Origin of the sequence: Bacteroides sp. 11BF (genome assembly GCF_019633765.1) — a bacterium.
GTDB classification, from domain to species: Bacteria; Bacteroidota; Bacteroidia; order Bacteroidales; family Bacteroidaceae; genus Bacteroides; species Bacteroides hominis.
The window spans coordinates 104,256-120,387 of sequence record NZ_JAFKPJ010000017.1; the positions used below are offsets into that span (position 1 = coordinate 104,256).

Here is a 16,132-nt window from a genome sequence, read left to right on the forward strand (position 1 = left end):
CAAATGTGTGCCAAAAATGAAGAGAGTTAGCATAATCAACTAACATACAGACAGATAAAACAAATAGGGTATCCTCGTCAGTGCAAGGATACCCTATCATTTTGAAAAGGTATGTTTTATTTTGAAAGGGAGAAAAGCATAAACCCGGACAAGCAAGTATATTCCTGTCCGCTCAACTGCCAAGTTTATATTCTTCTATTTTCCGATATAAGGTAGTTAATCCGATTTTCAGCAAACGTGCCGCTTCAGTCTTATTCCCTTTGGTATGCTCCAATACCCTGGCAATATGCCTGCGTTCCATGGCTGAAAGTTCAAAGCTGCCCGGCATTCCTTCATCAGACTTTTCATAATGGCTGTTCTGTATTTCAAGCGGAAGGTCGTCTACATCCAAACAATCACCCTCACAGACAATCAGACTTCGTTCGATGGCATTACGCAATTCGCGGATATTGCCTTTCCACGGTTGTTGACATAAAGCCTCAAGATAAGCAGGCGTAATAGTACCCACCGGATGTGAAAGCTTCTCCGAGAAAGAACGGACAAACGATTCAGCCAGAATCTTAATATCCCCCGTACGTTCACGCAAAGGCGGAAGATGTACCTGAAATACAGAAAGGCGATAGAACAAGTCCTCACGGAAGCGTCCGGCTGCTATCTCAGCAGGTAAATCCCGATTCGTAGCAGCAATGATGCGTACATTGATGCGGGTAGGCTTCGTATCTCCTATCTTGATATATTCACCGGTTTCGAGGATGCGCAATAGTTTGGCCTGCAATTCAAAAGCCATCTCACCAATCTCATCCAAAAAGATTGTTCCATTGTTGGCTTCCTCAAAAAGCCCCTTCTTATCTTTCAACGCACCGGTAAACGAACCCGCCTTATGCCCAAACATTTCACTCTCCAGCAACTCTTTACTGAATGAAGAACAATTGACCGCTACAAAATTCTGCTGCGACCGCTTGCTGTTATAATGTATCGACTGGGCAAAGACCTCCTTTCCAGTCCCTGTTTCACCTGTCAGCAACACAGGGACATCAGTCACTGATACTTTACGTGCCAGTGACACCGCTTCTTTCAATGCCTTCGATTCGCCAAGTATAGTGTCAAACGAATACATCAGTCCGACTTTTTTCTCAAGCTTATCCAAACGGATATTCATTCGCGCTTTCTCTACAGCACGACTAATGAGAGGAATGATCTTATTATTATCATCTCCTTTTGTAATGTAATCGAAAGCTCCGTTCTTAATGGCCTGCACACCGTCGGGTATGTTACCATGAGCCGTCAGCAGGATGATTTCTACTCCGGGTGCTTTTTTCTTCATTTCCGTCACCAGGTCTACCCCGTTTCCGTCCGGAAGAAATACGTCACACAAAGCCACGTCGGGCATTTGAAGTTCCAATTGTCTGAGCGCTGCCTTGCAATCGCCGGCCTGGCACACTTCATAACCTTCAAGTTCCATCATACGGGCCAGCAGACCACGAATCTGAACTTCGTCATCTATAATCAGAATTTTACTCATGTCTGATAAGTTAAAATGTGAACGGTAAAAAACAGGGTGTGCAAATATAATGGTTTTCTACTACAATGCAAATGATCGGGCTGTGGAAAAAAACAACCTTCAATGGCATATACTTTGATCTTTCATTCATGACATAGTCCCTGAAAATTCGTCTAATCTGCCTTACAAATAGTACAACAGCGCTTTCAACGGGCAAGATACAGCCGGAACAGGTACTTATATTCCCTCCCATTTTGATAAAAACAACCTAAAATGGAAAGGGGTAACGAACAAAGAAAATATATCGTATAACTCAAAAACAAAAAAATGAAGATCTACAAATTCGGTAATATTCCCACTGGTTCAATCCGAGGAATGCAGGAAATGCTCCAACTGGTCAACGACAGTACACCCAAAATAATCGTTCTATCTGCCCCTACAGAAACTACGGAGCATCTAACGAAAATAGCAACACATCTTTTCAGTAGAGATACAGAACGGGCGCATGACGAAATAAGCAAACTGGAATTCAGATTCATTGATTTCGCTAACGAACTATTCAACGACGAGTCGATCAAACAACAAGCTATTGACTCCATCATCGACCGCTTCCGTACCCTATGGAACTTTACCCGGCAACGTTTTACATCGGTCGATGAAAAAGACATATTGTCGCAAGGAGAATTCATAAGCAGCATGCTGTCAAGCCTTTATTTGAAAGAACGGGGAATCAATAATCTATTGCTTAACAGTCTTGACTTTATGCGATTGACTCCGGAAGGAGAACCTGACTTGGAATACATCAATAAAAAACTGCACACATCCATGGAAGACAACAAACACATCAACGTGTTTCTTACCCAAGGACACCTCTGCCAGAATGCTTATGGCGAAACCTGTTTTCTCAAGCCGGGTGGAGACGATGCTTCTGCCACATTAATCGGAGCCGCCCTACGGACCGAAGAAATACGGCTATGGATAGGTGGTAATGGCATACACAGTTGTGATCCGCATTTCGTGAAACATCCGGCTATGGTTACACAACTCAGTTTCGACGAAGCCGAACGATTCGCCCATTGCGGAGGAACGGGATTCGATCCCTGCTGCATTTTCCCGGCAAGAGAAAGCAATATACCGATACGCCTGTTCTGTTCAATGGATCCCACGGAAAAAGGTACTCTGATTTCACACATACAGAGCGGAGAAAGTATAAAAACCATTACTGCCAGAGACGGTATTTGTTACATCAGATTCCAGTCGAACCGGACATTGCGCCCCTACTTGTTCATCAGCAAGATATTCGATGTTTTTGCAAAATACCACACTCCCCTGTGCCTTTTTACTTCGTCCGGCTCGGATGTATCCGTCGCCATCAACGATAAAGAACATCTACCAAATATCCTGCATGAGCTTTCGCGATACGCAACTACGGTAGTAAAGGACCGTATGTGCATCCTGTCGGTCATTGGAAACATACAATGGCAATATACCGGATTGGAGACCCGAATCCTAAACGCTCTGACAGCCATCCCGATTCGGATGATTTCTTATGGTAGTAATAATAACGACGTTTCTCTTGTTATCAAAGCAGAAGATAAGAAAGAAGCATTGCAACTACTGAACGATACCCTGTTTAAGCCTTCAGCTACAATGGTCTCTCATACATGTGCCCCGACATTAAACCGCAGTAAGTGGAACAACACGGACAAACCATCTTTTCTTCTAAAGAAAAGTTGACTAATATAGGGATATTGAGAATACGAATATCCTCATGTCTGTCAACAGATAATAACGGGATAAAAGAGCCGTCTTTTAAATCAACCATATCTCAGTAAGATAAGAGAGTGGATGCCGGATAATTTCCTGTACGTCCCATGAACCTTTTGAAGCCTATAAACGTTTATTTCCAAAGGAAACTATTTTAAAACGAAAACATATTCAAATGAAGATCATTATTATTGGAGGCGTAGCGGGAGGAGCTACTACTGCGGCTCGCATCAGACGTTCGGATGAAACAGCAGAAATCATCTTACTGGAAAAAGGAAAATATATATCTTATGCCAACTGCGGACTACCCTATTATATAGGTGACGTTATTGAAGACCGCGAGAAGTTATTCGTGCAGACTCCTGAGGCTTTCGGAGTACGTTTCAGAGTGGATGTACGTACCGAAAATGAAGTTATTTTTATAGATCGGAAAAAAAAGACAGTGACCGTCCGCCTTAAGAGTGAAGACACTTACGAGGAGAGTTATGACAAACTGTTAATATCCACCGGTGCATCTCCTGTACGCCCACCATTACCGGGCATTGACTCAAGCGGTATCTTTACTTTGCGGAATGTAGCAGACACCGACCGCATTAAAGCATACGTCAACAGTCGGCCTCCCCGCCGGGCTGTCGTGATCGGAGCCGGATTCATCGGACTGGAAATGGCAGAAAACCTGCATGCATTGGGAGCACAAGTATCTATTGTCGAGATGGGCAACCAGGTGATGGCACCTATTGACTTTTCAATGGCGGCACTGGTTCATCAACATTTGATGGAGAAAGGTGTAAACTTATATCTGGAACAGGCTGTGGCTTCGTTCGAACAAGCAGGCAAAGAGGTGAAAGTGATCTTCAAAAACGGACAGTCTATTCCGGCGGATATTGTGATCCTCTCCATCGGTGTACGTCCGGAAACTACACTGGCACGGGCTGCCGGGCTTACAATCGGCGAAGCGGGTGGCATCGCAGTGAACGACAATTTGCAGACTTCCGATGAATCGATTTATGCCATCGGTGATGCTATCGAATTCCGTCACCCCATTACAGGCAAATCCTGGCTGAACTATCTTGCCGGACCGGCTAATCGCCAGGGACGTATCGTTGCCGATAATCTGCTGGGAGCGAAAATCTCTTATGAAGGAGCCATCGGTACATCCATCGCAAAAGTATTTGACATGACGGTAGCCTCTACCGGCCTTCCCGGCAAGCGGCTGAGACAAGCGGGCATCTCATACGCTTCTTCAACAACACATCCGGCTTCACATGCAGGATACTATCCGAACGCTATGCCGATGAGTATCAAAATAACTTTCGATCCTCAAACAGGCAAGTTGTATGGCGGGCAAATTGTGGGATACGATGGTGTGGACAAACGAATCGACGAACTCTCACTCGTCATCAAGCACGGGGGAACGATCTATGACCTGATGAAAGTGGAACAGGCATATGCCCCTCCTTTCTCTTCGGCAAAAGATCCCGTGGCTATTGCCGGTTATGTAGCCGAAAACATCATCCTTGGCAAAGTGAAACCCGTATACTGGCGTGACCTGAGAGACATCGAACTGAAAAACGTATTCTTGCTGGACGTGCGTACACCGGATGAATTCGCACTGGGTTCGCTGCCGGGAGCGGTCAATATCCCGTTGGATGAAATACGCGACCGTATGGACGAAATACCTTCTGAGAAACCCATTTATACTTTCTGTGCCGTAGGATTGAGAGGGTATCTCGCTTACCGTATCCTGATTCAGCATGGTTTCAAAGATGTATATAATCTTTCCGGCGGACTGAAAACATACCGTGCAGCTACTGCTCCTATCGTCCTGCACGAAGATGAAGCAACGAAAAACATGTCTATTACTCAAGAAAGTCAGGTAAAGCAGCCTGCCTCTGCTGAAAAGATGCAGGCTGCACCCGTTGCAATGTCTAAAACCATCCGAGTGGATGCCTGCGGATTACAATGTCCGGGTCCAATCTTGAAAATGAAGAAAACAATGGATACACTCGCCCCGGGAGAACGAGTGGAAATTGTAGCTACAGACCCGGGATTCTCACGAGATGCCGCAGCATGGTGCAACTCGACCGGAAATAATTTCATCTCAAAAGAGAGTGCAGACGGGAAGTCGGTAGTAATTATTGAAAAAGGAGAGCCCAAAGCCTGTAGTCTCACTACAACGTGTGACAGCAAAGGAAAAACGTTGATTATGTTCAGCGACGATCTGGATAAGGCGCTTGCTACTTTCATCCTGGCCAACGGTGCGGCTGCAACCGGACAGAAAGTGACTATCTTCTTTACCTTCTGGGGACTGAATGTGATTAAGAAACTTCATAAACACAAGGTAGAGAAAGACGCTTTCGGCAAGATGTTCGGAATGATGTTACCATCGAGTTCACTGAAACTGAAGCTGTCGAAAATGAATATGGGAGGCATGGGCGGAAAGATGATGCGATACATCATGCACCGCAAGGGCATCGACTCACTGGAATCCCTGCGGCAACAGGCATTGGAAAACGGTGTGGAATTCATAGCCTGCCAAATGTCGATGGATGTCATGGGAGTGAAACGTGAAGAACTGCTCGACGAAGTTACGGTAGGTGGAGTGGCCACTTACATGGAGCGTGCCGATAATGCTAACATCAATTTGTTTATTTAATAAAGAAGTATGAATACAATATGTAAAATGCGCGATATCTACAAAGCTCTCTCTGTATTCGAAACAGCATTTGAGGAGATGTATGCGATATCGCTTAACGAAGCAATGGTGCTATGTGCGTTACGTGAAGCTGGAAAAGAGATTACATCGACTGCCATATCCGAACGAACGGAAATGGCTCCATCACATACATCGAAAGTCATCCGTGCAGTGGAGGATAAAGGACTTATCCGCCGCTCATTGGGTGAGGTAGATAAACGTCAAATGTATTTCAGCCTGACAGAAGCGGGAAAGAAGCGTTTAGACGAGCTGGACCTGGACAAAGTAGAGGTGCCGGAGATATTGAAACCGTTGATGTAAGTTTGTAACATCAGAGATCACCACAGATTACACTGATTATCTGTATGGGCAATAATCCAGTTGTTTTTCATCCGTATAAACTTGTGTAATCTGTGGTGAAAACGCCCCTGTAACTTTTCTATTCATTTACAAAAGGGTAAGAATGGAATCACTCTTCCAACCATTCTTTTATCAACTCGATAGCCTCCTCTTTCTCTTTTTGAGGTAAAGTGCCGATACGGGCCAAATGACTTCCGTTTGGTTGCACAAAGACATGAATATTCTTTTTTCCTTTCAGCCAAGTGACACCTGCTGCCGTCCATGGATCATTCTGCCCATAGATAAAGATCATCCTCGGATCATTTTTCTTTAGGAAATGAATTATTTTCCGGCTCAGAGTCTTATCAAACTTCATATTGCCGAGTTCTTCAGGAAGCATCAAACGCTTCAAGTAATCTTCACTGGTTTTAATGGTAAGATATTTTTTGAATGGACGGATATCATACCCATAATACCCCAACTCGCGGGCAGCTTGGACAAAGAAGGAAGTATTGGCACCCTCTTCCTCAAAATAAGACGGTTCGCTAATTGCAAGCAAATGTTTAAAGAGTTCGTCATCCGAGGCTGTAATTGCAGGAATCTGATCGACCGGGGTCCCCCATTGCCAGATAGAAAACGAATATTCGAGTACTGAATAATCATAAATCTCTTCTACAGGAACGCGAAATTTATATTTCTTTCCGGCACAATACTTCTCAAAACGAGGTAGCAAAGTAGGTTTACGCTTCAACACTTCCAACTGAAAATTTTCAATTTTCTCACGAGCCTCAGGAGTAGATACCATCTTTAAAAATGGTTCGTGACGCCCGTCTTCGACTCCATAGCAGAGTGGAGCCACATACGGAACAGAGATATCCACATCTTCGGGAAAGAAAGTCCGATAAAGCATCGCTGTCTGTCCTCCCTTACTGATGCCGGTAGCAATCCACTTACCGGGATAGATAGAGCGGAAAGCCTCGCGCACGGCATGTAAATCTTCAGCAGAGTTCTCGGCTGTCAGATATTGCCAATCTTTAGGAGTAGGGGTCGATTCGAGGAAATAGCGATACTCCACAAATATCATATTGGTATTAAATAGTTTTGATAGCTCTTCCCGGTAATTGATTCCCAAAGCATAAGAAGCGCCATAACCTTCGGTAACCATCACAGTAGGACGATCGAATCCGACATGGGAAACAATAACACGCTGACTGAAAGAGCCCTTCTCTGGATGATGATGATCTAACGGCTGGGTGAAATAAGCCACATATTTCTCAACAAACTCTGTAGATTCCAAGGGGTGGGTCTTGGTGATTTCGGTAATCTTACCCAACTTATCTAATAAAGTTGTTTGGGCGGATAGAGACAAAGATGTAGCAAGCAAAACGAGCCAAAGAGAAAATGTCTGGCAGATGCGTAGGTTCTTCATATTTATTTCGGTTTTAATTTTGTACAAAGATAGATCTTTCACCAAAGGCTCCAAGTAATCATACTGCATTTTAACATTATTCTTTGCGAACCTTTTAACAAGAGTCTTGTTATTTTCTGCAAACGCCTTAAGGTACCAGGGCAAGATTTTTTTAATAACCTAAACATTATAAAGATATGAAGAGATTAATTCCCATCTTATTGGCGGTCTTTGCATTCGCAGCTTGCGAAAAAGACCCTGACATGGACAAATTGGACAATGACTATTTGGTTTATACCAACTACGACAAGAAAGCTGACTTTAAACAGTTCAGCACGTACTACATCCCTGACAGCGTTCTCGTAATAGGAGATAAAAAAGATCCGGAATACTGGAAAGGTGAAGCAGCAGCAGCTATTATCAATGCATACAAAGACAACCTGAACAGCAAAGGTTTTGCTTATACTGACAATAAAGATGCTGCCGATCTGGGCGTACAGATTAGTTACGTTCAGAGTACTTATTACTTTACCGACTACGGACAACCCGAATGGTGGTGGAACTATCCCGGCTATTGGGATGCACCTTACTGGGGTAACTGGGGCGGTTGGTACTATCCGTATGTTGTGAACTATAGCATTACAACCAACTCATTCCTGACTGAAATCATGAACCTGAAGGCTCCCGAAGGTGATAATCAGAAACTTCCGGTTCTGTGGAGCAGCTTCCTGAGCGGTCCTGCAAGCTATTCCGGCAAAGTGAACCAGACTCTGGTTGTTCGCGCAATCAATCAGTCGTTTGCACAGTCACCTTATCTCACTAACAAATAATTTAATTAAGAACCGTTATGAAAACAATGAAATATATTTCTCTTAGAGTACTGGCCATAGCGGCCCTTGCTCTGGCCTTTGCCATGCCGGCCAAGGCACAGTTATCAGATAATGGATACGCTAACGTGGACTGGCAGTTCAACGTGCCATTGAAAAATCACTTTGCCGATAAAGCCAGTGGATGGGGTATGAACTTCGAAGGCGGTTATTTTGTAACCCCTAACCTCGGACTGGGTCTCTTTATGAACTATAGCAGCAATCACGAATACTTCCCACGCGCAACTTTCCCTGTGGGCGAAGGAACCGTGAATACTGACCAGCAGCATACCATCTTCCAGTTACCTTTTGGTGCCGCTGCACGCTATCAGTTGAATCGTGGGGGAGCATGGCAGCCTTACTTTGGTGTCAAACTGGGTGCTAACTATGCGAAAGTACGTTCTAACTACAATATGTTCGAAACCCGCGACAATACTTGGGGATTTTACGTATCACCGGAACTCGGTCTGAACGTTTACCCTTGGGCATATGGCCCGGGCCTGCACATCGCTGTTTATTACAGCTATGCTACCAACAAAGCCAACGTGTTGACTTACAATGTAGACAAACTGAACAACTTCGGCTTCAGGGTAGGTCTTGCTTTCTAAAAAGAGCAGAGGTACCTGACTATATATACATAAAGGGGCTGTTATATCACATAACAGCCCCTTCCTTTTAAAGCAATACATGCTTGCCTTTCATTTTGACAACTTTATCAATCACTATTTATCGAAATAAAGGCCAATTAGGATCTTCTGTATGAGCTTCTTTCATAATTGTCTTCAGCTCATCCGCTTTCTTGGGGAACAGGTTCAGCACGTTGTGTTTCTCTGACGGATCCGAAGCTAAATTATACAATTCGTAGTAGGGTTTGTTTCCACGTATATTCATATGAACGAGTTTCCAATCGCCTTTGCGGACAGCCTGGCGTCCGTTCATCTCAAGAAATTCAAAATAAAGATATTCGTGCTCTTTCTGCCCTTTGCGGTTTTGCAACAAAGGAAGTATGCTGACACCATCCATATTCCGAGTATCCACTTTCGGATCCAATACTTCCCTGAAAGTAGGCATCAAATCCCAGAATGAACACATGAAATCAGTTTCCGTATTTGGCTGTACACGTCCAGGCCACGATATAATCATAGGTACACGAATACCACCTTCATATACATCACGCTTGTATCCGCGCCAGATACCATTACTGTTAAAGAAATCCGGATCGGCACCGCCCTCCATGTGAGGACCATTATCACTTGAGAAAATAATAATGGTATTATCGTATACTCCCATATCTTTAAGTTTCTGTACAATCTGCCCTACGTATACATCCAACCGGTAAACCATTGCAGCAAAAGTAGCATGCGGATAGAACTGGGTACAATATCCCCCTTTACGAAAACCGGGACTGCCGGGCTCTGCTCCACGATAGGGTTTCTCCGGATATTTCCCCCTGAACTTCTTGATAATACTATCTTCCGGTACTATCAGTTCGGCATGCGGGATAATAGTAGGATACCACATAAAGAACGGTTTATCTTTATCCTTAGCTGCTTCATCCAGGAAAGCCAATGCTTTAGAATGAATCAGATCCTGCGAATAAGTTCCCTTTCCGTATTGCACGTTTAAATTGTTATCCGGCAAATCAACACGTTTATCATTATCCCACAAATGGTCGGGATAATAACTATGGGCGAGCAACTGGCAGTTATATCCGTAAAATTGATCGATTCCCTGTTTGTTAGGGTCACCCGCCGAACCGATGTAGCCAAGCCCCCATTTGCCAAAGGCACCTGTACGATAACCTGCATTACGAAAATCATTAAAGATGGTCTGTGAGTTTTCCGGTAATGGGAATTGTCCTTCCGGAGCAAGCTCTTTGTTCCCGCGAATAGCAGTGTGCCCGCTATGGGTTCCGGTTATCAGGCACGAACGCGAGGGAGCACTAACCGTTGTTCCCGAGTAACATTGGGTGAAACGCATGCCATTCTGTGCCAATCGGTCGATATTAGGGGTTTCGAACTTCTCTTGCCCATAGCAACTCAAATCTCCGTACCCCAGATCATCAGCCAGTATAAAAACAACGTTAGGGCGGGTTTGCCCCTGTGCTTTCTTTTTCTGTGCCAACGTTTGTTGTGTAGAAACCATCCCTACGAGCAATGCACTTCCGAGTAATAATTTCTGATTCATGATATGTATTTAAAGTTTTCAAAACAGAAGGAAGAGGGCGCTACTAAAGCCAGTTTCGCCACTCTTCTTCTCTCATTGTTTAATTTAAAAGAACGGATAAAGATCTTTCTATTCCCAGCCCGGGTTTTGAGTCAGATTAGGATTAAGCGCTATTTCTTCCAACGGGACTTGATAGAGATAATATTTTTCAAGCCAGCCTTTTCCTTCTTTCAACGGATCGTTGAACAGATAGATATAACCTTCGGTCATAGATCCATTTGCCCCATCCGATGTTCCGGTCATTTCGTTAAGCAGTGTCAGTGAGCTGAGTTCGCTCTTCGAAATCCACATACCTTTCTGCTGCATATTCACAAACCAAGGAGCCATTCTCCAACGACGTACATCGTAGAAACCGAATCCTTCTCCCATCAGTTCAATAATACGTTCACGACGGATCTCCCACAATACCGGATCAACGAGAATTCCATTATCATTTCCCTTCGGATAATATTTTCCACGATTCGGATCAAAATTAGCATCAATCTGCGCCACTACCATATCGGCCACGCCGGCACGTTTACGCAATTTATTGATTGTCTCGTCAGCAATTGTCTGTGTGAACTGGTTGGTCTCAAACATAGCCTCAGCATAGTTCAGCAAAACCTCTTCAATTTTAAAGACAGGTTTATCGGCAGTGTTCACTTGGGCATTGTTATAATTTTCTTCCCAGTTATCCCAGTTTTTCCATACATAATATCCCGAACGGCAAGCAACATAAGCATGTGGTCCGTATTTCTTTCCTTCAATCGTATATTGTGCGCCTCCCTGCAAATTCGGAACGCGGCGTACCAATGAAGCACTCCAGTTCTGTCCCGGTAAACGTTTCATACCGATACCCGGATTGCTACACGACTCATTCGCTCCCATGATGTCGATATATTCACGGTCGGCGGGATCACTGGTATAAGACCATGTAGCATAATCTCCCTTACCGTCTTTCACTTTATAAGGAGGCATGATGGTATGATACATACGCGGGTCACGGTTGCGGAAAGTAGAATAAATATCTTTGTCTCCCTTATACAAATCTGAGTGAGAAATAGTTTTTCCATCTTTACACAAATACAGGTTCACTGTTCCCTGATGCATTTCTATGTCGTGCGAAGAAGTATGTTCATAATAGCACGAGTGTCCCGGTTTTATTGTTTCCAGCCACTGCTGATACAGAATAACGCCTTGTACCTTACTCAGATCCTCTGTGGTCCACATCTCACCATATCCGGCTGCCGGTTGTCCGTCAGTTCCATAATATAATGTCGGATAGTCTGCCATCAACAGTTTGGATACACGGATACACTCAGTGAAATACTTATCATAACTTCCCAGTTCATGATATTTACGCCAAGTAGCTTCACGCAGCGTGAAACGTGAAAGAGCTGCACGCACACAGTCGCGATTGATGGTATTCGAACCGTCTTTTTTCTCGTAAACCGATGCATCACCGATATTCTCTTCAGCCCATTGTAAACGCTCCAGCACTTTATCGGCTACTTCAAAGCGTGGCATACGGGTACCATAAGCCTCTTCTGAGGTTTCATCCAGTGGTTTATCAATCCAGGGCACATCACCGAAACGATCGATAAGCTCCATATACCAGAATGAATGAAAGAAATATCCGACGGCTTTCCAGTGATTCTTTTCAGCTTCCGTCATATCAGAAGCATCCACATGTGAAAGCATCAGGTTAATACGGCGGATAAAGGTGGAAAAATTCCATCCATTACCTGATGTAGCATTAGTCACCGTTTGGAACGCATATTTATTCTGGCTGCTGGCTCCGCGCTGATTCAGATATCCGGCATACACATCACCCAAGTAATGAGAATTACGCCCGATTGCAGTGGTAGAAGTAGCAATGTTCGTATTAGAAAACATTTCATAACATGGCCACATAAAGGCCTTAAAATTGTCATAAGATTTGAAGGCATTTTCTTCCGTCAGGCTGGTTACAGGATATTTCTCCAGGAAACTATCGTTGCATCCCGACAGCATCATCCCCGCGAAAAGGGTTAAAAACAATAATATCTTTTTCATATTCGTGTATCAGATTAGAGTTTATAATGTGACATTTATACCGAATGAAACCGTGCGGAATGCCGGATAGTTCCATTCTATTCTTTCCGGGTCGATACCCGAAGGCAGAGAGGTGAAAGTAGCTACGTTTTCAACACTGACAAACGCTTTCATTTGTGACAGGAAGATCTGAGACAGCCACTTTTTGGGCAGGTTATAGGACAGAGTAATGTTCTTGATACGGAGGTAAGAAGCATCGGACAAATATTTGTCGCTTTGACGAAGATTTGATCCTGAATTACCACGGTTACCATACAGACGGGGATACTTAGCATTCGGATTAACTGCTGTCCAGTCACCGTTATCCGGGTCTTTCGGCTTCCAATAGTCATCCAGCCCATCGAATAGAGGAATAAAGTTATCACCGTTCATCGGGAAAGTCAGAACATTCGAGATCCAGTAATCACGTTTTCCGGTTCCCTGCAAGATAACATTCAGGTCGAAACCGGCATAGTTGGCTCCCAGATTAATACCATACTGATAACGCGGAGTCGTATTACCAATCACTTTGCGGTCACCCGGATTATCGAATGTGTTGTCACCGCTTGTAATAACATTAGTAGAACTTTCATCATCACGAAGATTTTTGAATTTCACATCACCCGGACGGACGTTATAACCATTAATCGAAGTTATGCCTTCCTTCAGTTTCCAGGACGAAGTATCTTCAAAATCATCTACTGTATAATAGCCGTCTGCTACATAACCCCATATTTCACCCATCACCTGTCCGGGATAGAAACTGCTTAACAGTTTAGTGGCCGCATTGTCATCGTATTTGGTAATTTTCGACTTATAATCAGAGAGGTTAAAACCAAGACGATATCCTACTTTACCGATCTGGTCGCGCCAGTTCAGGCTCAGTTCCCAACCTCGGGTACGCATATCGGCCGTATTTTGGTAAGGAGCACTGGCACCTACAACAGCAGGCAACTGTACGCCCGGAGCAAGCATACCGTTAGTATTACGCTGATACCATTCAAATACACCATTCAGGCGATTATTGAATAGATTCACGTCCAGTCCGACATTGACCGTACCTACTTTTTCCCAGGTAAAATTCTGGCTTACCAATGCAGGCAACGAGCTGATAGAGGTAACATACGTATTATCGATAATCCAGGAGGTAGACTTATTGCTGACACTCANAATCCAGGAGGTAGACTTATTGCTGACACTCATGGTCGGAGTGAATGTATATGGATTCACATTCTGGTTACCAATAACACCATATGATGCACGGACTTTCAACCCATCCAACCAGTTACGTGTAGACTCCATAAACTTCTCCTGTGCTATCTGCCAGCCGGCTGACACTGAAGGGAAGAAGCCAAAACGGGAACTCTTCGGGAATTTGGAAGAACCGTCATAGCGCCCGTTTACTTCCAGCAAATATTTGTCCTGATAGTTATAGTTGACCCTGAAAAAGCCACCACGTACAGCATACTCACTATATGAGTCAGTAGTCTTGATGGTTCCGGTTCCGGAGCCCATTGCCGGCACATCAATCACAGCTTGATTGTATGAGTAGGCGTCCAAAGTCTCTTGATAGCTCGATTCCTGATTGAATCCGGCCATTACTTTAAAATTATGACTGCCAAAGTTCTTACTATACGTAGCATACACGTTGATAGCATTATAATTCGTATGCCGTTTGTATTTTCTCAGATAATCGTCTACAAAAGATTTAGAGCTTCCTCCCTGGATAGTGGTATAATCATACTGCCCTGTATACCAATGATAATCATAAATGTTTTTATCGAACGTATACTCAAATACTGCTTCCAGCCCTTTAAGCGGTTTCAGAATAGATTTCAAGAAGATACGTGGATTATCATTATTGTTGTTTACCGGGTTCGACAGTAAAATCTGATTCCGCGGGGTAAACAAAGGAAGGTCTTCGTTTGCCAAAGTATTAACCGATGCCGGCAAATCTCCTTCGGGATAGTATGAAATCAAACGGGTGTTATACACACCACCCATTCCACCGGGTGAAGTTTGCAAACTGTGAGCATAGCTCATTGTCACTTCCTGAGTAAACCAATTAGTCACATCGGCCGAAATAAAGGTGTTGATATTCATACGCTCAAACTTATCACGATCGGATATCAACACACCATCGTTTGAAGTATATCCTCCCGAAATACGATAACGGAGCTTGTCCGTACCTCCGGAGGCCGAAATATTATGGGTCATCTGGAAGCTGGTCTCCATAAAGTTTTTATAGAGGTCTTTCTCATTCAGATAATAAGGTACACCGGATTCATCCATATAGATACCATCACCTACCGTATTGAAAGCAGACGGATTTTTCTGGTATTCACTAAGATACTCCATCCATTTACTGACACTTGGCGAACCGAGCGACCAGTAAGCATCCGAATATCCGCAATCCAGATAAGCTTGCAGATAATCCATCAACGGAGCTTGCTTAGGCAGGTTGACAGCTGTTCCGAAAGCAAAGTTATTATTGTAATTCAATGAGAATTTAGCGGCACCTTTGGGACGTTTGGTTGTGACAACAATTACACCACCGGCAGCACGTGCACCATAGATTGCCGCAGAAGCAGCATCTTTCAATACACTGATTGACTCGATATCTTCCGGATTGACCATGTCAAGATCACCTTCCACATTATCGATCAGTACCAGTGGCTTAATGGTATTACCATATGAACCGTCCGAGTTCTTGACGCCGACAGAATAGGCACCACGAATCTGGAAAGATTTACTTGTTCCGGGAGCATTACCCCCGTTAGAAACAAACAATCCCGGGACAGCTCCCTGAAGAGCATCGGATGCATTCAAGATAGGACGGTCACCTAATACCTCATCCATTTTGACTGAAGATACGGCACCGGTCAGATTCGCTTTCTTCTGAGAGCCATAGCCTACCACTACCACTTCTTCCAGTGCTTGGGTATCATCCATCAATATCACTTTGAGTGAGTTCTGATTGGTTATCTTAATATTTTGCGTTATGTATCCTATATACGAAATACTGATTACGGCATTGCCCGAAACAGAAAGAGAGAATTTACCATTAATATCGGTAATTGTACCATTGGAAGCATTACCCTTTTCTAGGACAGTAGCACCAATGACCGGTTCACCGGCAGCATCGGTTACAGTACCGGTAATCTTCCTTGCTTGCTGAACGGCAGCAACAGACTGGTTCTCATAAGTCTCTAAAGACGTAGCGAACACATGGTTCGGAGAGAGTAGGCCGGCAGAAATGCCAAGTCCTATCAGAACTT

Annotated in this window: 9 protein-coding genes and 2 pseudogenes; 6 read left to right on the forward strand and 5 right to left on the reverse strand. The window is 44.0% G+C overall.

Annotated elements, in window-relative coordinates:
- Positions 1-172 precede the first annotated feature (172 nt).
- Positions 173-1,522, reverse strand: a complete 1,350-nt coding sequence (locus tag JZY04_RS16900) for a sigma-54 dependent transcriptional regulator (protein WP_122141481.1) — start codon at positions 1,520-1,522, stop codon at positions 173-175.
- A gap of 306 nt (positions 1,523-1,828) precedes the next feature.
- Between JZY04_RS16900 and JZY04_RS16905 the strand changes: the two genes are divergently transcribed.
- The 4 genes and pseudogenes from JZY04_RS16905 (at position 1,829) to JZY04_RS16915 (ending at position 6,284) form a co-directional block, all read left to right on the forward strand.
- A complete protein-coding gene (locus tag JZY04_RS16905) occupies positions 1,829-3,238 on the forward strand; it encodes an aspartate kinase (RefSeq protein WP_122141480.1) in 1,410 nt (469 codons plus the stop codon).
- A gap of 205 nt (positions 3,239-3,443) precedes the next feature.
- Positions 3,444-5,115 (forward strand): annotated as a pseudogene (locus JZY04_RS16910) (FAD-dependent oxidoreductase); the annotation flags it as partial.
- 74 nt (positions 5,116-5,189) lie between these two features.
- Positions 5,190-5,924 (forward strand): annotated as a pseudogene (locus JZY04_RS21560) (DsrE/DsrF/DrsH-like family protein); the annotation flags it as partial.
- 9 nt (positions 5,925-5,933) lie between these two features.
- Positions 5,934-6,284, forward strand: coding sequence for a MarR family winged helix-turn-helix transcriptional regulator (locus JZY04_RS16915; RefSeq protein WP_005810690.1), 351 nt, complete (start codon positions 5,934-5,936; stop codon positions 6,282-6,284).
- Between the two features lie 148 nt (positions 6,285-6,432).
- Here the strand turns inward: JZY04_RS16915 and JZY04_RS16920 are convergent, their stop codons facing one another.
- Positions 6,433-7,731 (reverse strand): S28 family serine protease, encoded by a 1,299-nt coding sequence (locus tag JZY04_RS16920; protein WP_270369113.1) that lies wholly within the window; start codon positions 7,729-7,731, stop codon positions 6,433-6,435.
- 176 nt (positions 7,732-7,907) lie between these two features.
- On the opposite strand from JZY04_RS16920, the gene JZY04_RS16925 reads away from it, so the two are divergent.
- Entirely contained in the window at positions 7,908-8,540 is a 633-nt protein-coding gene (locus tag JZY04_RS16925) for a DUF4136 domain-containing protein (RefSeq protein WP_005778812.1), read from the forward strand.
- A 17-nt stretch (positions 8,541-8,557) separates the two neighbouring features.
- Complete coding sequence (locus JZY04_RS16930) at positions 8,558-9,184, forward strand: porin family protein (protein ID WP_005778814.1); 627 nt, start codon at positions 8,558-8,560, stop codon at positions 9,182-9,184.
- Positions 9,185-9,302: 118 nt separating this feature from the next.
- On the opposite strand, the gene JZY04_RS16935 is transcribed toward JZY04_RS16930, so the two are convergent.
- From JZY04_RS16935 to JZY04_RS16945, 3 genes are all read right to left on the reverse strand, one after another.
- Positions 9,303-10,763, reverse strand: coding sequence for an arylsulfatase (locus JZY04_RS16935; protein WP_005778816.1), 1,461 nt, complete (start codon positions 10,761-10,763; stop codon positions 9,303-9,305).
- Positions 10,764-10,871: 108 nt separating this feature from the next.
- Positions 10,872-12,836: a RagB/SusD family nutrient uptake outer membrane protein gene (locus JZY04_RS16940; protein WP_122141477.1), complete on the reverse strand. Its 1,965-nt coding sequence runs from the start codon at positions 12,834-12,836 to the stop codon at positions 10,872-10,874.
- A 21-nt stretch (positions 12,837-12,857) separates the two neighbouring features.
- Positions 12,858-16,082 carry a TonB-dependent receptor gene (locus tag JZY04_RS16945; protein ID WP_220577438.1) on the reverse strand — a complete coding sequence of 1,075 codons (3,225 nt, stop codon included), beginning with the start codon at positions 16,080-16,082 and terminating at the stop codon, positions 12,858-12,860.
- Positions 16,083-16,132 lie beyond the last annotated feature (50 nt).